Below are 19,886 nucleotides of genomic sequence, written 5' to 3'. Positions count from 1 at the left end.
ACATCATTTCACGGGCGTCTGGGGATTCGACAGGCTCCAGACATACGCCGACAGCACGTGTACCTTGGACTCGCCGAGGAAATCGCTGAAGGCCGGCATGGTGTTGTTGCGTCCCTTGCGTACGGTTTCCATGATGGTGTCGGCGCTGCCGCCGTACAGCCAGATCTTGTCCGTCAGGTTGGGCGCGCCCAGCATCTGGTTACCCTTCGCATCGGCGCCATGGCAGGCCATGCAGGCGCCGAACTTGGCCTTGCCCAGCACGGACTTGACGGGGTCCGAGGTGGAACCGGACAGGCTCAGCACATAATGGGCCACGTTCTCGACATCCTTTTCGGAGCCCAGGGCGGCGCCCATCGGCGGCATCTGGCCGTTACGGCCGTGCATGATGGTGGTCTTGATGATGTCGGGATCGCCGCCATACAGCCAGTCCTTGTCCGTCAGGTTGGGGAAGCCCTTGTTGCCGCGCGCATCCGAACCGTGGCATTGCGCGCAGTAGGTCAGGAACAGGCGCTGGCCGATGGCTTGCGCCTGCGGATCGGCCGCCACCGTCTTCAGGTCCTGGCTCAGGTACTTGTTGAACAGGGGGCCGTAGTCGGCTTCCGCCTTCTTCAGCTCTTCCTCGTACTGGCCCGTCGATTTCCAGCCCAGGCTGCCGGCATAGTTGCCCAGGCCCGGATACAGGAACAGGTATGCGAGGGAGAAGACGATGGTGATGTAGAACAGCCACATCCACCAGCGCGGCATCGGCGTGTTGAGTTCCTTCAAGTCCTCGTCCCACACGTGGCCCGTGGTGCCGTCGGCGGCGGCGCCGGCGGCCACTTTCACTTTCGACTGCGAGTACAGCAGCACGCCGCAGCCGATGATGCCCAGCAGGGACAGCACGATGATGTAGATATTCCAGAAACCATTGGTAAAGTCAGCCATGGTGATGCTCCTTCGCCAGGTTCATCCCGGCCTCGGCCGGATAGTCGAGCGCGTCGTCGGCGAACGGCAGGCGTGCTGCCGCGTCGAAGTCGCTGTTGCTGCGGCTGAAGGTCCACCACAGGATACCCACGAACGTCGTAAAGGAAACCACCGTCATGACGCTGCTGGCGCTGTCAAACAGGTTTTCGATTGCCATGCTAATTCCTTGTTTTGATTAATGTACCGAGGCCTTGCAGATAGGCGACCAGGGCGTCTTCTTCCGTCTTGTCCTGCAGCTGCGCGGGGCCGGCGGCGATCTCTTCATCGCTGTACGGCTGGCCCAGGCGTTGCAGGGCGCGCATCTTCGGCATGATCTCGTCAGGCACCAGCTTGGTCTTCGCCAGCCAGGGGTAGGCCGGCATGTTCGACTCGGGCACCACGTCGCGCGGGTTGTTCAAGTGCGTGCGGTGCCATTCGTCGCTGTAGCGGGCGCCCACGCGGGCCAGGTCGGGCCCCGTGCGCTTGGAACCCCATTGGAACGGACGGTCGTAGACGAACTCGCCGGCGACCGAATAGTGGCCGTAGCGTTCCGTTTCCGCGCGCAGCGGACGCACCATCTGCGAGTGGCAGTTGTAGCAGCCTTCGCGCACGTAGATGTCGCGGCCCGCCAGGCGCAGCGGCGAGTACGGCTTCAGGCCGGCGACGGGTTCCGTCGTGCTCTTCTGGAAGAACAGGGGAACGATCTCGACGGCGCCGCCGATGCTGATCACCACGGTGACCAGGGCGATCAGCAGCCAGGGGTTTTTCTCAATCCATGCATGTGAAAATTTCATTTGCTTTCGCTCCTATCAGGCGTGCGCCGCGTTCAGTTCCGGAATGCGGGCGACGGGGAGTTTGCTGCCGCGCAAGGTCATCCAGGTGTTGTAGCCCATGATGCACATACCCGACAGGTACAGCAGGCCGCCGGCCACGCGCACCACGTAGTACGGATACGTCGCTTTCACGCTCTCGACAAAGGTGTAGGTCAGGGTGCCGTCCGGATTGACCGCGCGCCACATCAGGCCCTGCATCACGCCGGCGATCCACATTGCCGCGATGTACAGCACGATGCCGATGGTGGCCACCCAGAAGTGCACGTCGACCAGGCGCGTGCTGTGCATCTGCGTGCGGCCGGCCAGGCGCGGCAGCAGGTAGTAGATGGAACCCATGGTGATGAAGCCCACCCAGCCCAGGGCGCCCGCATGCACGTGGGCAACGGTCCAGTCCGTGTAGTGCGACAGCGAGTTGATGGTCTTGATCGACATCATCGGACCTTCGAAGGTGGCGATGCCGTAGAACGACAGCGAGACGATCATGAATTTCAGGATCGGGTCGGTGCGCAGCTTGTGCCAGGCGCCCGACAGGGTCATGATGCCGTTGATCATGCCGCCCCAGCTTGGTGCCAGCAGGACCAGCGAGAAGACCATGCCGATCGATTGCGTCCAGTCAGGCAATGCCGTGTAGTGCAGGTGATGCGGGCCCGCCCACATGTAGGTGAAGATCAGCGCCCAGAAGTGGACGATGGACAGACGGTACGAGTACACGGGGCGCTCGGCCTGTTTCGGGATGAAGTAGTAGACCATGCCCAGGTAGCCGGCGGTCAGGATGAAGCCCACCGCGTTATGGCCGTACCACCACTGGATCATGGCGTCCTGCACGCCCGCATACGCGGAATACGACTTGGTGAACGAGGCTGGCATGACGGCGCCATTGACCACGTGCAAAATCGTCACGGCCAGGATGTAGGCGCCGAAGAACCAGTTGGCCACGTAGATGTGCTTGACCTTGCGCTTGATCAGGGTGCCGAAGAAGACGATGGCGTACGCGATCCAGACGACGGCGATGAGGATGGCGATAGGCCATTCCAGTTCCGCGTATTCCTTGCCGCGCGTCATGCCCATGGGCAGGGTGACGACGGCGCACAGGATCACCGCTTGCCAGCCCCAGAACGTGAAGGCGGCCAGCTTGTCGGAAAACAGGCGTACCTGGCAGGTGCGTTGCACCACGTAGTACGAAGTAGCGAACAGGCCGCAGATGCCGAAGGCGAAAATCACCGCATTCGTGTGCAGCGGACGCAAGCGTCCGTATGTCAGCCAAGGTATGTCGAGGTTCAGGGCAGGCCAGGCCAGCTGAGCGGCGATGATAACGCCAACCAGCATGCCGATGATGCCCCATACCACAGTAGCGACCGCGAATTGCTTCACGATCTTGTAGTTATAGTTCAGCGATTGATCCACAAAGACTCTCCCTGGAATTACTATTTATGATGGTGGCCAGAGAGTAAGTGTTTGACCGCGAAAAAACTTTGATGTGGATCAAAATTCCCCGGATGAAATAAGCGTAGCGAACTGGCATCGAAATAAAGTGATATTTCGATCAAAAAAGCCATGCAAGATCCCTGCAACAGCTTGCTTGATGTGGCGTAAAACGTGCGCATGAGCAAGGGCTTAGAGTGGCCAGTCCAGTCATGATGAGGGCTAGCCATGAGTCATGCCGATAGCGCGCCAGCGGATGGTGAAGATATTAAGTTGGTTGTGGGAAAGTTCAGCGGAACGTCCCTGTTCTGCCACAGCCTGCTCGACTGCCTGCAGCAGATGCCGTCGCCGGGCATTGTCATCTTCGTGCACGGCGTCAATTCCGAAGGCGAGTGGTACGGCGCGGCGGAAGAAGGCCTGTGCAAGGGCTTGAATGCGCGCATGAAGCGTTGCGACGAGCACCTGTGCCACGCCACGCCCGAGGCCGGACAATTGACGCCGCTGCGCTACCGGCGCGAACTGAGCGATGACGGCTATGTCGATCCCGACTACACGGCCAGCACCTTCGTCGCGCCGCAAGCGCATTTCTCGCCCGTGATCCAGTTCCGCTGGGGCTACAAGGCCAGCGACACCGAATTGCAGAAATATGGCGATTCCGTCTACCTGAACGAACACGCTTACTGGGGCGGCGGACCGTTCGCCAATGGCTGCTCTGCGCTGCCGGACCTGTGGGGCGAGGGTCTGTCCGACGCCCTTTTCCTGTTCATCCATATCGAGCATCTGAATCCCGTCAACGACCGCATCGTGTATGCCTGCCCGCCGCGCCCCTACTTCGTGCTGGCCGCGCTGCGCCTGGCGCACCTGGTGGCGGCCATCCGCCGGCAGCAGGCCGACGCGCCCATCACCCTGGTTTGTCACAGCCAGGGCAATATGGTGGGCATGGCGGCCGCGTTTCTGGGCAACAAGATGCCCGACGTGCGGGATGCGGCAGGCAAAAGTGGCCGTTGCGTGGCCGATACTTATGTCTTGTGCAACCCGCCCTACAGCCTGTTGCGCAGAAACGATACGGAAGGCTGGCTGCAGGGGCAGGTCAGGGATGTCGATGGCAATGTGGGCCGGCAGAGCGGCAAGGCGCGCCGCCAGACCCTGGCGGCGTTCTTCGACATCGTGCGCGGCCAGGCGTCGGAACCGGCCATCGATCCCTGCCTGCGCCGCATGGCGGACAACGAGACACATGATTTCAGCGTGGACAAGGACAAGGCCAGCCATGGCTGCGGCCCGCAGAAAGGCACGCGCGGCCGCGTCACCCTGTATTGCAATCCGCACGACCAGGTGATTTCCGCCACGCCCATCCAGGGCATCGGCTGGCTGGGTCTCAGCGCCGAAGAGATCAAGGCTACGCGTGGCGACGGCGTGTTTACCCAGCGCGTGTTTGCGCAGGGCTTTCCCGTTGGCCGGCGCGGCGATTATGACTATTGGAGCAATCACTATCGCCAGCCCGCGCGGGGCAGCGCCGATTTCTGGCACCCCCGTTCGCCGATCTCCAGCTACGATCCGAATAAAGGCGTGCGCGCCAGCACCAGCGCGGCCGGCAAGGAGGCGAGCGTGCGCACGGCCGCGGCCATGTCGGCCCTCATGAAGATGCTGAAGACTCCCATCAATGCCGTGCCGCCCGACGACTGGCGCATCCCCGTGACGGCGCCCGCCTTGCCGGAAGTGTTTGCACCGCAGGCCATGCGCTTTGGCGTAGCCAGCCCACAGTTCGACCAGGATATCGACCCGCCCGGCACGCACCGCCATGCGGGCAAGGCGCGCCAGGAAGGCGACCCGTACGCCGATGACGGCGTGGGCGGTGCGCCGCAGGGCAACCGCGATACCGAGGCGGCATTGCGCTACGAAGACCATGCCCGCCTGCGCATGAAAGCCCGCCGCGAGAAGTTCGACGGCAATGACGGCAAGGCGATGATGGAAGATGACCTGTCCACCGCCACGCCGGAATATCTGCAATGGCGCCGCCAGGAAATCGCCGCACAGCTGGTGGCCACCTGCGACACGCACGCGACCGACCACTCCACCATCCTGAGCAATCCCGGGCACGCGGAAAAGGCGCTGGCGTATGACGTGGCGATTGGGGTGTGCCATATCGGCGAGAAGGCGATGCGACAACTGCGTATCGCGGCAGATTGGCGTTTGCTGAAAGGCTTGGATGATAGTGATAGTCAAAAGATATTTTATGAATATTTTCTTTGGGGGAAATTCAAAAAAATCTCGTTGCTGGATTGGGTACGCAGCTGTGGCAGTACGGGAAGCATGCCTTCTGAAATTGTGGATGAGCGCACGTACAAGCGCCCGGAGACATCCTGATGCGCAACTTGATTGCTACCTTACCGCGCAGGCTGGGCTGGAGCATGCTCGTATTCAGTCTGGCGTCCGGTATTGCACTCTGGTCGATATTGCAGACCGGGCCAATCGATGTTCCATTTAAAGAAGGATTGCTGATGAAACGACTGTTATTGATGCCAGCCCTGCTGGCGCTTGCCGTGCTTTTTCTGACGTCGGCCTGCGCCAGCAAGGCGCCCGTCGCGGCACCGGTTGCCGCGGCCGTACCCGCTGTGCCCGCGCAGCCGTACATGGCGCAAGTCGTGGGCGTGCAGTGGCTCAATCCGCTACAGCGGCGCGACTATCCGACCGAATGGCAATTGCTGTGGACGCTGGGGCTGGCCAAGCCGAACAAGGACGATAGCAAAGTAAAGGAAAATCCCGTACGCTTTGGCAAGGTGCAGTCAATAGGGATGATTGCCTACGGTAATAACGGTAGCGAGACCTTCAAAGGATATCATCACAAATACATTACCGAATTGATTTATCTCTTTCATGACATATATTTTTCCAGCAAAGAATATTTTTACAACGCCCACTCGCTGACCGACAAATCCACGCGCCGCGAATTGGCGGGCATCCACGTCGAATATGCCTTGCCGGCCGGGCGGCTTGATCCAGACGAGGCGGGAAAATACGTCATTGAAACGATGACCGATGCCTTCAGCATCGGCAACCCCTCCTTTCCCGATTCCTGGACCACGGCCACACCGCCCGACGTGCGCGTGACGATGGGCGGCGCCAATGCGGGGTTTGCTTCCCTGGCGGCGGGGCTGGCGTATCTGCAGGCGAACCCCGACAAGACGGTGTGGGTGATGAACTGGGACGCGCCCAGCTATCCGCCCAAGGATGAGCAGATCAATGAAAACATGGTCTTGCTGGTGCTGGCCGGCCCGAGCTATAAGACGGACCGCGCGCCGCTGGCGTGGCTGGGCTTTCCCGCCACGCGCAGCGCCACCGATTTCACCGCCGGCAAGGGACAGTCTGCGCGCGCCGTGCAGGCCTGGAGCGGCGCCATCGACGCCGCCGCGCGCAATGCGCAATTGACCGATGACGCCATCGGCTACGTCGTCCACGATGCGGGCAGCACCTATCCTGTTTCGTCAGAGCGGATTGGCCCGCTGGCGCAAAGCCTGACGGAGCAATTGCCCGACTTCGATTTCAACCGTCAAACCTTCAACATGCCGGCGCTCCTGGGTGAGACGGGCGCCGGCACGGCGCTGACGAACGTGGCGCTGGCCATCGCCCACGCGAACCACGTGGGCCGGCCCGTCCTGGTGGCGGGCACCAGCGACGCGCAGACATTGACCGCGCTGGTGGTGGCGCCGCCGGCCGTCGTGCGGCCCGTCGATCACGAACAGCCGTGGTTCCGCGCGCACGGCGGCAATACCGTGTTCCTGCCATGGTGGGGCCGGCGCTTCGACGCGCGGCCGGGGTCGCAAGGCTATTCGCGCTGAGGAGCCGGCGGGGCGGCCGCTTCCGGCGGCGTATCGTCGTCCTGCAGCACGCGCAGGCCAGGTCCGACGAGGTCGTCGAACTGGCCGCTGTCGGAGGCCGTGAAATACACCCACAGGGCGATGAAGACGACCACGACGCTGAGGGGGATGAGGAGGTAGAGAGCTTCCATTAGACTTTCCGCAGGCGCAGGGCGTTGGCGATGACGACGGCCGAGCTGGCAGCCATGCCGACGCCGGACAGCCAGGGATTCAAGAAGCCCAGCGCGGCGGCCGGGATGGCCGTCAGATTGTACAGGGTGGCCCAGCCCAGATTCTCGCGGATGATGCGCATGCTGCGCGCGGCCGTCCTGGCCGTGTCGAGCACGGAAACCAGTTGGCTCGACAGCAGCACCGTGTCCGCATGCGCCTGCGCCAGCGCGGCGCCGGAACCCATGGCGAACGAGACGTCGGCCGCGCTCAGCACGGCGGCGTCGTTGATGCCGTCGCCCACCATCGCCACCACGGCGCCCGTGGCCTGCAGCTGCTGCACGAAATCGAGCTTTTCATCGGGCAGGCATTCGCCGCAGGCCGTGGTGATGCCCAGTTGCGCCGCCACGCTTTGCGTCAGCGCTTCCTGGTCGCCGCTCAGCAGCACGACTTGCTTGCCCCGCCGGTGGAAATACGCGACCACGTCCACCGCTTCCGGACGCAGCGCATCGCTGAGCAGGAAACGCGTCAGCCAGCGCCCCTGCATGCCCAGGTACAGCGGCGTCATGCCCTGCACGCCGACGGCCGTGTCGCCCAGCGGCGGCCCGGCGATGGCGGCCACGAACGCGGCATTGCCCAGGCGGTAGCGCACGCCGTCGACGATGCCTTCGAGTCCCTGCCCCTGCACTTCCTGCAAGTGTTCCGCATGCGCGCGCGGCTGCTGTCCTGGCAAGCCTTCGGCCGCATGCAGGATCGCCTGCGCCAGCGGATGGGCGCTGCCCGCTTCCAGCGCGGCGGCCACCTGCAGGCACGCGTCCTCGCCCATGCTGCCCAGGCCCTCGACTTGCTGCAGCACGGGCCGGCCCAGGGTCAGGGTGCCCGTCTTGTCGAAGACGATGTGGGTGGCGCGGTGCAGGGTTTCCAGCACATGGGGCTGGACGATCAGCACACCGCGCCGCAGCAGGCTGTCGGTGGCGGCCGCCAGCGCCGTCGGCGTGGCCAGCGACAGGGCGCACGGGCACGACACGACCAGCACGGCAATCGCCACGGGCCAGGCCTGCGCCGCGTCGTGCCAGCTCCAGAAGGCGAACACGGCGACGGCAAACAGCAGCAGGCCCAGCACGAACCAGGCTGCCACTTTATCGGCCCACTGCGCAATCTGCGGCTTGCCGCTGCCGGCCCGCTCGATGAGTTTCAATAAATCGGACAGGGTGCTTTCGCGCGCCGGTTTGAGCACGCGCAAGATGATCGCCGCGCTGGCATTGATGGCGCCGCCCGGCACCCGCTCTCCCGTTTTTCTGCGTTGCGCCGCGCTCTCGCCCGTCAGCAAGGATAAATCGAGCGCGCTCGTGCCCTCGACGATGACGCTGTCGGCGGCAATCGCCTCGCCCGGTTTCACGAGGATGACGTCGCCGACGGCCAGGCTGCCGGCCGACACCAGGGTGGTGGCGCGGCTGTCGGGAAAGCCCGCCATCAGCGAGGCGGATGCGGGCAAGGCGTGCTGCAGCCGTTCGAGTGCGGAGGCAGCCTTGCGGCGCGCCTGCAGCTCGAAATAGCGGCTGCACAGCAGCAGGAAGATGAACATCGTGGCCGAGTCGTAATACACCTCGCCGCGGCCCGTCAACGTCGCCACCACGCTGCCGAAGAAGGCCGCCAGGATGCCCAGCGCCACGGGCACGTCCATGCCCAGGGTGCGCGCGCGCAGGCTGGCCCAGGCGCCCTGGAAGAACGGCATGGCCGAATAGCAGATGGCGGGCAAGGTCAGCAGCAGGCTGGCCCAGCGCATCAGGCTGGCCATGCTGTCGTCCAGGGTGCCATCCTCGGCGGCCAGGTAGGACGGCGCCACGTACATCATCACCTGCATCATCGACAGGCCCGCCACGAACAGCTGGCGGCCCAGGGTCTTGCTGGCCTTTTGCAGGCGCTCGCCATGGCGCACGGCGTCGTAGGGATAGGCCGTGTAGCCCACTTGCCGCACGGCTTGCAGGATGTCGCCCGGTTCGCATTCGGCGCGGCTCCAGCGCACGTACAGGCGCTCCGTGGCGACGTTCAGGCTGGCCGCCTGCACGCCGGGCAAACGCGTCAGCTGGCGCTCGATCAGCCAGACGCAGGCGGCGCAGCGGATGCCTTCGACGGACAGGGTCGCTTCGCAGCTGCTGGCGTCGCGCGCGAATTGCGCATCGTCATTGCTGTACAGGCGCAGTTCGGGCGGCATCAGGGTGGCGTCAAATGCGTTGACGGCGTATTCGTCGCGGTCGCGGTAATACGCGCTCTGGCCGATGTCGACGATGGTTTGCGCCACCGCTTCGCAGCCGGGGCAGCACATGGCGCGCGGCACGTCGTCGATGGTGACGCTCCAGCTGGCGCCGGCGGGCACGGGCAAGCCGCAATGGAAGCAGGCGGCAGGTTTCAGGACAGCATTCATGGGTTTGTTTTCAGGCGTCTTTTCATGGATGGCCCGTGACGCACAGGGCGTCGAGCCAGCCCAGCGACACGCCGTTGGCGGCGCGCAGCAGGCCCAGCAAGCCAAAGCCCAGCACCAGCAAGCCGCTGGCGATGCGCACGGGGCGGCGCTGCATCTGCGCGCGCAAGCGCGTGCCCAGCAAGCCCATGCCCAGCAGGGTGGGCAGGGTGCCCAGGCCGAAGGCGGCCATGGTGGCCGCGCCCTGCAGGGCCGAACCTTGCATCATGGCCGTCAGCAGCGCGCTGTAGACCATGCCGCACGGCACCCAGCCCCACAGGCCGCCCACGGCCAGCGCTTTCAGGGACGTATCCATGGGCATCAAGGGTTTCAGCAGGGGCCGCACGCGGCGCCAGACGACATTGCCGGCCGCTTCCAGGCGGGCCAGGCCGCGCCAGGCATCCATCAGGTACAAGCCCAGGGCGACGAGCATCAGGTTGGCCAGCCAGTAGCCGGCCACTTGCAGCGACGCCAGGTGCAGCATGCCCGCGCCCGCCAGGCTGCCGGCCAGGGCGCCGGCCAGCATGTAGCTGGCGATGCGCCCGCCGTTGTAGGCCAGCACGCGCAGCACGTTCGCCGGCAAGGTGCTCTGCAGCGCCGGGCGCGCCACGGCGATGGCGATCACGGGGCGGCCGGGTGCGGGCGTGGCGCCGCCCAGCGACAGGGCGCCCACGATGCCGCCGCACATGCCGATGCAGTGCACGCTGCCGGCCAGGCCGACCAGGAACATGGGCACGAGGCTCAGGGCATTCATCGCGCTGCGCTACACCGTTTTCGAGTAGCGCAGCGGCTGCACCGCATCGGGCGCCGTATTGGCGCGCGCCAGCGTCAGGTAGCGGTCGAAGACCATGCAGATATTGCGGATCAGCAAGCGCCCTTTCGGCGTCACCGTCAGCCAGTCTTCCTCGATGACGAGCAAGCCGTCGCGCGCCAGTTCGCGCAGCTTTTCCAGCTCGGCGGCGAAATAGCTGCGGAACTTCACGGGATGCGCCTGTTCGATGGTGGCGATCGACAATTCGAAATTGCACATCAGCATCTGGATGATGATACGGCGCAACAGATCGTCCGTATCGAGCTTGATGCCGCGCGCGATCGGCAGCACGCCTTCGTCGAGCTTCTCGTAGTACGCGTCGAGCGTCTTTTCATTCTGGCTGTAGACGGCGCCCACGGAACTGATGGCCGACACGCCGCAGGCGATCAGGTCCGCTTCCGCGCGCGTCGAATAGCCCTGGAAGTTGCGGTGCAGACGGCCCTGGCGCTGCGCCACGGCCAGGTCATCGGTGGGCTTGGCGAAATGGTCCATGCCGATGTACACATAGCCGGCCGCCGTCAGGCGCGCGATGCACAGGCCCAGCATGGCCAGCTTGGTGGCGCTGTCGGGCATGTCCGCGTCGAGGATGCGGCGCTGCGGCTTGAACAGGTGCGGCATGTGCGCGTAGTGGTACAGGGCGATGCGGTCCGGGCTGGCGGAAATCACCTTGCGCAGGGTTTCCGTCATGGTCTCCAGGCTCTGTTTCGGCAAGCCGTAGATCAGGTCGATGCTGATCGAGCGGAAACCCGCGTCGCGCGCCGCCTGCATGATGGCCACCGTTTCCGCCTCGGGCTGGATGCGGTTGACGGCCTTCTGCACGTCGGCGTCGAAATCCTGCACGCCCAGGCTGATGCGGTTGAAACCTTGCGCGCGCAGCGAAAACACGCGCTCGCGCGACACGGTGCGGGGGTCGATCTCGATCGAATATTCGCCGTCTTCATCGGAGGCGAAGTCGAAATGCTGGCGCAGGTGCGCCATCAGTTCGTCCATCTGTTTTTCGCTCAGGTAGGTGGGCGTGCCGCCGCCGAAATGCAGCTGTTCGATCTGCTTCATGCCGGCAAACAGCTTGCCCTGCATGGCGATTTCCTGCTTTAAATAGCTGAGGTAGGTGGCGGCCTTGCTGCGGTCTTTCGTGATGATCTTGTTGCAGGCGCAGTAGTAGCACAGGGTGTCGCAGAACGGCACGTGCACGTACAGCGACAGGGGACGGCGGCCGCCGCGCATGCGCAGGGCGGCCAGCGCTTCGAGGAAGTTACCGTAGCCAAATTCTCCATTGAAACGGTCGGCGGTCGGGTAAGACGTGTAGCGGGGGCCGGACTGGCTCATCTTGCCGATGATGACCGGGTCGAATTCGACGACGGCGTCCAGGTCGGCGGAAGCACTGCTGAGTAGTGTAGGCATGATGTGTGTAAAGTCTTGAAAGGTTTAGGCGGCCAGGCGTTTCAGGCCGGCGGGTTTGCCCGCGTTCGCGGCGCCGCTCTTGCCGCCAGGCATGGCGACGCGGCGCGGTGGCGGCATCTTGCCGAAATTGAACAGGCTCACGGCTTGCGACAGGCTGGCGGCTTCTTCCGCCAGGCGCGTGGCGGCCGCGGCGGCTTCCTCCACCAGGGCCGCGTTCTGCTGCGTCACCTGGTCCATGTGGGCGATGGCCTGGTTGACCTGGTCGACGCCGATGCTCTGTTCGCGCGAGGCGATGGAAATTTCCTGCATGATTGCCGTCACCTGCTTGACGGAGCTGACCACCTGTTCCATGGTGGCGCCGGCGCGGTTCACCTGCAGCATGCCGGCGCCCACCTTGCCGACGGAAATTTCAATCAGTTGCTTGATGTCCTTGGCCGCCACGGACGAGCGCTGCGCCAGGTTGCGCACTTCGCCCGCCACCACGGCAAAGCCGCGGCCCTGCTCGCCCGCGCGGGCCGCTTCCACGGCCGCGTTCAGGGCCAGGATGTTGGTCTGGAAGGCAATGCCCTCGATCAGGCCGATGATGTCGACGATCTTCTTCGACGAGGTGTTGATTTCATCCATGGTGGTGATCACGTCGGAAACGATCTCGCCGCCCTGCACGGCCACTTTCGAGGCGGCCACGGCCAGTTCGTTTGCCTGCACGGAGTTGTCCGCGTTCTGTTTCACGGTCGACGAGAATTCCTCGATGCTCGAGGCCGTCTCTTCCAGGCTGGCCGCCTGCGATTCCGTGCGGCCCGACAAGTCCATATTGCCGACGGCGATTTGCTTGGTGGCCACGGCCATGGTTTCCACGTTGATGCGCACGTCGCGGATGGTGGCGATCAGGTTGCTGTTCATCTGTTGCAGCGCGCGCAGCAATTGCCCCACTTCATCCGTGCTTTCCGTCTCAAAACTGCCCGACAGGTCGCCGGCGGCAATCGCCCGCGCGCCGTTCAGGGCCTTGCCCAGCGGCTTGAGCACGGACATGCGCAAGGTGTACCAGAGGAAGACGTTGATCAGGAAGCCGAACAGGGTGGCGCCGAAGATGGCGTAATTGGTGATCTGGCCGCCGCTGGCGAACAGGCTGATGACGCACACCAGCAGCTGCAGGCAGTTGACGATGGAAGTGGCGGCCCAGATGCGCAGGTTGAGCGACATGTGCGTCAGGTTGTGCAGCAGGTGCGCCAGGCCCGGGCGCACGATCTGCCCGTTCTTGATGACGATGTTGCCGCCTTCCTTGTTGCGGATGGCCGCATACGCTTCCTCGGCCGCTTTCACCTGGTCCTTGTCGGCCTTGACGCGCACGGACATGTAGCCGATGGTCTTGCCCGCTTCGCGGATGGGCGTGACGTTGGCGCGCACCCAGTAGAAGTCGCCGTTCTTGCAGCGGTTCTTGACCAGGCCCGTCCAGGGCGTGCCCGCCTGAATCGAGGCCCACAGGTCGGCAAACGCTTCGGCCGGCATGTCCGGGTGGCGCACGATGTTCTGTGGCGAACCGAGCAGCTCTGCCTCGCTGAAGCCGCTGACCTGGCTGAAGTACGGATTCACATACACGATATTGCCGTTCATATCCGTTTTCGACACGATGGCCTGATCGTCCAAGACGAGGACTTCACGGTTAGTCACTGGCAAATTTTGGCGCATGGTCGCGGCTTCCTGATCGGTTAAATAAGTAATTGGTGAGTAAGACTTGCACGATTGCAAGAATGGAGATCAGTGTAAGGAGTCGCCTACGCAAATTTATTGATGTAGATCAAAATCCTCCAGATTGGTCGTGCTTAGACGCATTTAGCGATAGCAATGCGGCATTGTTTTAAAGGTATTGGTTGCCGGGGATGTCTAATCGACGCCCGCCGTCAGCGGCCGCAAGCTGCCCACGGCGTAGCCTTGCGCGTAGTCGATGCCCAGTTCGCGGATGATGGCCAGGGTTTCCGCGTTTTCCACGTACTCGGCCACCGTTTGCAGGCCCATCACGTGGCCCACTTCATTGATGGCCTTGACCATGGCGCGGTTGATGGCATTGCTGGCGATGTCGCGCACGAAGACGCCGTCGATTTTCAGGTAGTCGACGGGCAGCGCCTTCAGGTAGCCGAACGAGGAAAAGCCGCTGCCGAAGTCGTCGAGCGAAAAGCGGCAGCCCAGGGCCTTGAGCTGGCGCACGAACACTTGCGCCTTGGGCAGGTTGGCGATGACGGCCGTTTCCGTGATTTCAAAGCAGATTTGCTCGGGTGCAATCGCGTATTGCACGAACTGCTCGGTGATGTAGTCCTGCAAGCCCGTGTCGGCCAGCGACATGCCCGACAGGTTGACGGAATACAGGGCCGGTGCGCGGCGCCGGCTTTCCGCCAGCGCGGCCAAAGGCGGCAGGCTGTCGCGCACGCTCTGGATATGGTGGCAGACGGCGCGGATGACCCAGCGGTCGATGGACAGCATCATGTCGTAGCGTTCGGCGGCGGGGATGAAGGCGCCGGGCAGGATCAGGTCGCCCTGGCTGTTGCGGATGCGGATCAGCACTTCGTCGTGGTGTTCCGGGCTGTCGTGCAGGTGCACGATGGGCATGGCGTACAGGCGGAAGTAATCGTGCGTGAACGCTTCGTTCAGGCGCGAAATCCACAGCATTTCGCCATGCCGCTGCGCCAGCATGACGTCGGACTCCTGGTACACGTGCAGGCGGTTGCGGCCCTGCTCCTTGGCCAGGTAGCACGCCTGGTCGGCGGCGCTCAGCAACTCGCTCATGGACTTGCTGTCCTGGTTGATTTCCACGATGCCGATGCTCACGCCCAGTTCGAAGCTGCGTTCGTCCCAGGCGAAATGGAATTCGCGCACGGACCGGCGCAGCTGTTCCCCGATCAGGCGCGCATGCTCGATGGGACAGTGGGGCAGCAGCACGCCCAGCTCGTCGCCGCCGAGGCGCGCCAGGATGTCGCTGTCGCGCATCTGCCCCTGCAGCATCTTGGCCAGCAGTTGCAGCAGCACGTCGCCGGCGCCGTGGCCGCAGGTGTCGTTGATGACCTTGAACTGGTCCAGGTCCAGGTACAGCAGCGCATGCGCGTGGCCGTCCTGTTTGGCCGTGCGCAGGGCGTTGGCCACCAGGTGCTCGAATTCGCGCCGGTTGATCAGGCCCGTCAGGGTGTCGTGCGTGGCTTGCCACGACAGTTGCTGGCTCAGCTTGCGTTCGTGGCTGACGTCGCGGAAGACGACGACGGCGCCGAGGATGTCGCCGTCGCGCGACCAGATGGGCGCGGCGGAATCCTCGACGGCGATGCGCCGCCCTTCGCGCGTGATCAGCTGCGAGCGGGGCGAGATGCCGATGGCCTGGCGCTGTTGCAGGCAGCGCATGGCCACGTGCTCGCGTGCTTCGCCCGTGCATTCATCGGCCAGCGGCAGGGTCAGTCCGATGTCCAGGCCCTGCGCCATGTCGTTGGTCCAGCCCGTCAATTGCTCGGCCACGCGGTTCAGGTAGCGCGTCTTGCCCTGCGGATCGGTGGTGATGACGCCGTCGCCGATGGAGCTGAGCGTCACTTCGGCCAGTTCCTTGCGCTCGGCGATCATGATTTCGCGCGCCATGTGCTCGGTGATATCCCAGATGATGCCCAAGGTGCGTTCGGGATGGCCGCCGCCGTCCATGAAGACCTGCGCCTTGGCCGCCAGCCAGTGTTCGCTGCCGTCGGGCCAGACGACGCGGTATTGCAGGGCGTAGCCGGCGCGCCGGCGCACGCCGTCCTGCAGCACGCCAAGCACCTTGTCGCGGTCGCTGGCGTGCACGCAGTCGAGAAAGCTGCGGAACGGCTGCGTCAGCGCGCGCTCTTCCAGGCCCAGCAAGGTGGCGCCCTTGGCCGACCAGCTGACCGTGCCGTCGATGACCTGGCCTGCGACGATGCGCGAATCCCAGATCGCCATGTGCGCCGCTTCCAGGGCCATCTGTAAACGTTTCTGCTGGTCGCCCATCATCCTCTCCCGACTTGGATACTGGGATAGATGCGCTGCCGGTGTTTAAGTTCCCGGCAGCTCGGCGGGGGCGGTGGCCGAGGCGCGCGCCACGTCGCGCACATTCTTTTGCACGGCCACGGCCGCAAACAGGCTGAGCAGGAATGCCATGGCATAGAAACCCTTCTCGCTGTTTTGCAGAGTGGCATTCCACAGGCCGACGGTGAGCAGCAGCAAGGCCAGCAGCACGGAAATCCAGCACAGGCCGAAATAGATGCCCGTCACGGCGATGCCCTCGCTGCGGTCGCGCACGGATTTCTGCAGCGAGATGGCGGCGAACAGGCCGTACATGAGGATGGTGAAGTAATAGCCCTTTTCGTTGAGGGCCATGCCGGCATTCCACAGGCCGGACAGGTAAGTGACGATGCCGATCAGCAAGGCCGCCCAGGACGCGCCGATAAAGGCGCTGCTGGGGCGTGGGGCGGGGGACGTCTGCATGAGGTCTCCATGGGCAGCGGGCGCCGCCGGCATGGCCGCGGCGGCAGGCACGGATGCGCCTGCCGCCCCATCAGACCAGAAAGTTCATGTGCGCGATTTGAGCATGCGCAACAAAGCCGACACGGCCGTGACGCCGGCCAGCACCAGGCCGCCGGCGATGACGCCGGCCACCGCATTGATCAGGCTGGGCGTGACGGCGGCCAGCACGGGGCCGATGCCGGCCACGCTGCCCACCGCTTCCTCGACGTGGTGCAGCATGCCGCTGGCCCAGGGCCAGCCGTGCGTCAAAATGCCGCCGCCCACCATGAACATGGCCAGGGTGCCCACCACGGAGAGGAATTTCATCAGCTTTGGCGCCGCCGACACCAGCATGCGGCCACACGCCCGCACGCCCTGCATCAGCGCGCCCGCGCCCTTGCGCGCGGACAGATAAAACCCCGCGTCATCGAGCTTGACGATGCCGGCCACCAGGCCATACACGCCCACCGTCATGATGATGGCGATGCCGACCACCACCGCCACCTGCTCGGCAAAGGTGGCCGCGGCCACCGTGCCCAGGGCGATGACGATGATTTCTGCCGACAAGATGAAATCCGTGCGGATGGCGCCCTTGATCTTGTCCTTTTCCAGCGCCACCAGGTCCACCTGCGGGTCGCGCAGCGCCTGCGCCAGCTCGGCCTTGTGGCTGTCGTCCGGGTGCAGATATGTGTGCGCGATCTTTTCAAAGCCCTCGAAGCACAGGTAGGCGCCGCCCACCATCAGCAGCGGCGTGATGGCCCACGGCGCGAACGCGCTGATGGCCAGTGCGGCGGGCACGAGGATGGCCTTGTTCTTCAGCGAGCCGACGGCGACGGCCCAGACGACGGGCAGCTCGCGCTCGGCGCGCACGCCGGCCACCTGCTGCGCGTTCAGGGCCAGGTCGTCACCGAGCACGCCGGCCGTCTTCTTGGCCGCCACCTTGGTCATCAGGGAAACGTCGTCGAGGATGCTGGCGATGTCGTCGAGCAGGGCCAGCAGGCTGGAGCCGGCCATCTCAGCGTACTCCCGCAGTGGTGGCAGGGAAGCGTGGGGCGAGGCAAGTGTTCTTCTTCATGATGTTATTCTTGGTTGTACGGCAAGGGACGATAGGGCTAAGGCTAGACCCCGATCTTACCTCAGGCGGGGCCGGCAGGGCCGCACGGGGCGGGTTAAAATTGCCTCTCATCACCATTTTGGGACACCGCATGCACTTTGCCACCTGGATCACCTTTGTCATCGCCGCCTCCATCATCGCCGTCTCGCCCGGCTCGGGCGCCGTGCTGTCGATGTCGCATGGCCTGTCGTACGGGGTGAAAAAGGCCAGCGCCACCATCCTCGGCCTGCAGCTGGGGTTGCTGGTGGTGCTGGGCATCGCGGGCGCCGGCGTGGGTTCCCTGCTGCTCGCTTCCGAAGTAGCCTTCAATATCGTCAAGACGGTGGGCGCGCTGTACCTGATCTACCTGGGCCTGTCGCAGTGGCGCGCCAGGGTGGCCGTGACGGGCGACCTGCATGCGGCCGCCGTGCTGCCGACGGGCCGCCGGCGCGTGCTGACGGGTTTTCTCACCAACGTGACGAATCCGAAAGGCATCATTTTTATGGTGGCGGTATTGCCGCAATTCATCAGCCCTGCGTCGCCCCTGCTGCCGCAGCTGCTGATACTGGCCGTCACCATGTGCACGATCGACCTGGTCGTCATGCACAGCTACGCCTTCCTCGCATCCTCGATGCAGCGGTTCTTCCGCGACGCCAGCGCCGTGAAAAAGCAGAACCGCTTCTTTGGCGGCTTGCTGATGGCCGTCGGCGCGGCCCTGTTCTTTGTCAAGCGGGGTGGCCAGGCGGCATCCTGAGCCAGGTCAACATGCAAACATTTGTAAGCCCGCTTGCGATGCCCGCCCGATGCGGATGTAATCGATAGCATGTCATCCTTGTAAGTCCTGCCTGGAGCGCTGCCATGCGTCCTATCCTGTCTCTCCCCCTGTTGAACGCCGTGTGCGCCGTGCTGCTGTCGTCGGCGTGCACCCTGGCCCTGGCGCAGGACCCGCCCGCCCGCGTGGGGCGCATTTCCACCGTCGAAGGACAAGTGCTGGTGCGCGCGGGCGACGGCGAGGCGCAAAATGCCTTGCTGAACTGGCCCGTCACCACGGACAACCGCCTGACCACCCTGCGCGGCGCGCTGGCGGAATTTCGCGTGGGCGCGGCCGCCGTGCGCCTCGACGGCGATTCCGAGCTGGAAGTGAACGCGCTCGATGACGACAGTTTCACCTTGCATCTCAGTTATGGCACGGCCAGCGTGCGCGTGCGCAATCCCGATGCGCTGCGCGGCTTCGAGCTGACCACGGCCCAGGCGCGCGTGATCCTCACCCAGCCGGGCTGGGTGCGCATCGAGGCGGGGCGCCAGCCCGGCACCAGCGTCGTCAGCGTGCTCGAAGGCGCGGCCGACGTGGATGGCGCCACGGGCAGCGTCACCTTGCGTGCCGGCAAGCGCGCCGAGCTGACGGACGAGGAATTGCGCACGGGCGCCCTGCAGAGAGTCGCTTTCGACAACTGGCCCGTAGCCTTGCCCGCCGCCGCGCCGGCCTTGCGCTATGTCACGGACGATACCACCGGCTATGAAGAGCTGGACCGCTACGGCGCCTGGCAGGACGATGCGGAATACGGCCCCTTGTGGCTGCCCAGCGCCGTGCCGGCCGGCTGGGTGCCGTACAGCGACGGACGCTGGACGTGGATCGCGCCGTGGGGCTGGACCTGGATCGACAATGCGCCGTGGGGCTACGCGCCCTCGCATTACGGCCGCTGGGTGCTGCTGGGCCACCGCTGGGGCTGGGCGCCGGGCCGCGAACGCGGCCGCGTGCCATGGGCGCCCGCGCTGGTGGGCTGGGTGGGCGGCAACCAATGGCAGCAGCATGGCCAGCGGCCCGCGCCCGGCGTCGGCTGGTTTCCCCTGTCGCCGCACGACCGCTACGTGCCCGGCTACCGCGCCAGCGCCGACTATGAACGCCGCATCAACCGCGTGGCCGAAGGGCGCCGTTCCGTGGCGGGCGAGCGCGAACGCCGCGAAGGCATGAGCATGCTGCCGGGCGAGCGTTTTGGCCAGCAGCGCACGATCGACGTGCCGCGCCGCAACCGCACCAGCATGCCGCCGCCCGTCATGCAAAGCTTGCCCTTGAGCACGGCGCCTGCGCCGGCGGGCAACTGGCAGCGTCCCGCCGATGCACCGCGCGGCGACACCGGGTTCCGGCGCGACTGGGTCAACCGTCCCGGCCGCTTGCAGACGGACGATGGCCAGGCGCACATGGCGCCGCGCCCCATGCAGCCGAACCGGCCGCCCGTGCCGCAACAGCCGCTGCAGCCGCTGCAGCCGCTTCAGCCACCGATACCGCAACGGCCGCCGATACCGCAACAGCCCGTGATGCCGGCGGCGCCGGCCTTGCCGCCCGTGCAAGATCCGGTGGCGCATCCCGGCTGGCGTGCCGAGCAGCGGCCCCGCGCCGACTGGCCCCGCGCCGAGC

At 64.8% G+C, this 19,886-nt stretch carries 16 protein-coding genes; 4 read left to right on the top strand and 12 right to left on the bottom strand.

The annotated features are described in order from the left end of the window. Window positions 1-3 precede the first annotated feature (3 nt). The 4 genes from ccoP to ccoN are packed head-to-tail and all read right to left on the bottom strand — an operon-like array spanning window position 4 to window position 3,179. Window positions 4-924 carry a cytochrome-c oxidase, cbb3-type subunit III gene (ccoP, locus tag GCN74_RS19955; protein WP_152258278.1) on the bottom strand — a complete coding sequence of 307 codons (921 nt, stop codon included), beginning with the start codon at window positions 922-924 and terminating at the stop codon, window positions 4-6. After that, the gene (locus GCN74_RS19950; RefSeq protein ID WP_152258277.1) at window positions 917-1,120 is read right to left on the bottom strand and encodes a cbb3-type cytochrome oxidase subunit 3; all 204 of its coding nucleotides are present in this window, start codon (window positions 1,118-1,120) and stop codon (window positions 917-919) included. Before GCN74_RS19950 ends, ccoP begins: the two co-directional genes overlap by 8 nt. 1 nt (window position 1,121) lies before the next feature. Continuing rightward, window positions 1,122-1,736: a cytochrome-c oxidase, cbb3-type subunit II gene (gene ccoO, locus GCN74_RS19945; protein WP_152258276.1), complete on the bottom strand. Its 615-nt coding sequence runs from the start codon at window positions 1,734-1,736 to the stop codon at window positions 1,122-1,124. 15 nt (window positions 1,737-1,751) lie between these two features. Beyond that, window positions 1,752-3,179, bottom strand: a complete 1,428-nt coding sequence (gene ccoN, locus GCN74_RS19940) for a cytochrome-c oxidase, cbb3-type subunit I (protein ID WP_034752511.1) — start codon at window positions 3,177-3,179, stop codon at window positions 1,752-1,754. 297 nt (window positions 3,180-3,476) lie between these two features. On the opposite strand from ccoN, the gene GCN74_RS19935 reads away from it, so the two are divergent. Both GCN74_RS19935 and GCN74_RS19930 read left to right on the top strand, forming a co-directional pair. Continuing rightward, a complete protein-coding gene (locus tag GCN74_RS19935) occupies window positions 3,477-5,561 on the top strand; it encodes a DUF3274 domain-containing protein (RefSeq protein WP_193317170.1) in 2,085 nt (694 codons plus the stop codon). A gap of 134 nt (window positions 5,562-5,695) precedes the next feature. After that, a complete protein-coding gene (locus GCN74_RS19930) occupies window positions 5,696-7,033 on the top strand; it encodes a hypothetical protein (protein WP_319633477.1) in 1,338 nt (445 codons plus the stop codon). Here the strand turns inward: GCN74_RS19930 and ccoS are convergent. From ccoS to GCN74_RS19890, 8 genes are all read right to left on the bottom strand, one after another. Continuing rightward, window positions 7,021-7,203 (bottom strand): cbb3-type cytochrome oxidase assembly protein CcoS, encoded by a 183-nt coding sequence (gene ccoS, locus GCN74_RS19925; RefSeq protein WP_100875003.1) that lies wholly within the window; start codon window positions 7,201-7,203, stop codon window positions 7,021-7,023. The two genes, GCN74_RS19930 and ccoS, sit on opposite strands and share 13 nt — an antisense overlap. Further along, complete coding sequence (locus tag GCN74_RS19920; protein ID WP_152258274.1) at window positions 7,203-9,644, bottom strand: heavy metal translocating P-type ATPase; 2,442 nt, start codon at window positions 9,642-9,644, stop codon at window positions 7,203-7,205. Before GCN74_RS19920 ends, ccoS begins: the two co-directional genes overlap by 1 nt. A gap of 22 nt (window positions 9,645-9,666) precedes the next feature. Next, window positions 9,667-10,434: a sulfite exporter TauE/SafE family protein gene (locus GCN74_RS19915; RefSeq protein WP_152258273.1), complete on the bottom strand. Its 768-nt coding sequence runs from the start codon at window positions 10,432-10,434 to the stop codon at window positions 9,667-9,669. A gap of 9 nt (window positions 10,435-10,443) precedes the next feature. After that, window positions 10,444-11,892 (bottom strand): oxygen-independent coproporphyrinogen III oxidase, encoded by a 1,449-nt coding sequence (gene hemN, locus GCN74_RS19910; protein WP_152258272.1) that lies wholly within the window; start codon window positions 11,890-11,892, stop codon window positions 10,444-10,446. Between the two features lie 24 nt (window positions 11,893-11,916). Continuing rightward, window positions 11,917-13,578, bottom strand: coding sequence for a PAS domain-containing methyl-accepting chemotaxis protein (locus GCN74_RS19905; protein ID WP_152258271.1), 1,662 nt, complete (start codon window positions 13,576-13,578; stop codon window positions 11,917-11,919). A gap of 195 nt (window positions 13,579-13,773) precedes the next feature. Next, entirely contained in the window at window positions 13,774-15,882 is a 2,109-nt protein-coding gene (locus GCN74_RS19900; protein ID WP_152258321.1) for an EAL domain-containing protein, read from the bottom strand. A gap of 45 nt (window positions 15,883-15,927) precedes the next feature. Then, complete coding sequence (gene yiaA / locus GCN74_RS19895; RefSeq protein ID WP_152258270.1) at window positions 15,928-16,359, bottom strand: inner membrane protein YiaA; 432 nt, start codon at window positions 16,357-16,359, stop codon at window positions 15,928-15,930. 84 nt (window positions 16,360-16,443) lie between these two features. Beyond that, a complete protein-coding gene (locus GCN74_RS19890; RefSeq protein WP_152258269.1) occupies window positions 16,444-17,391 on the bottom strand; it encodes a DUF808 domain-containing protein in 948 nt (315 codons plus the stop codon). Between the two features lie 191 nt (window positions 17,392-17,582). Between GCN74_RS19890 and GCN74_RS19885 the strand changes: the two genes are divergently transcribed. After that, a complete protein-coding gene (locus GCN74_RS19885) occupies window positions 17,583-18,224 on the top strand; it encodes a LysE family transporter (protein WP_152258268.1) in 642 nt (213 codons plus the stop codon). Window positions 18,225-18,328: 104 nt separating this feature from the next. Beyond that, window positions 18,329-19,886: DUF6600 domain-containing protein (locus GCN74_RS19880; RefSeq protein ID WP_152258267.1), on the top strand; the 1,558-nt coding region annotated here is incomplete at its 3' end.

This window comes from Janthinobacterium sp. FT14W (assembly GCF_009208755.1).
GTDB classification, from domain to species: domain Bacteria; phylum Pseudomonadota; class Gammaproteobacteria; order Burkholderiales; family Burkholderiaceae_D; genus Janthinobacterium; species Janthinobacterium violaceinigrum.
The sequence above is the reverse complement of the archived record's forward strand: the minus strand, read 5'-3'. Positions and strand labels throughout refer to the sequence as shown.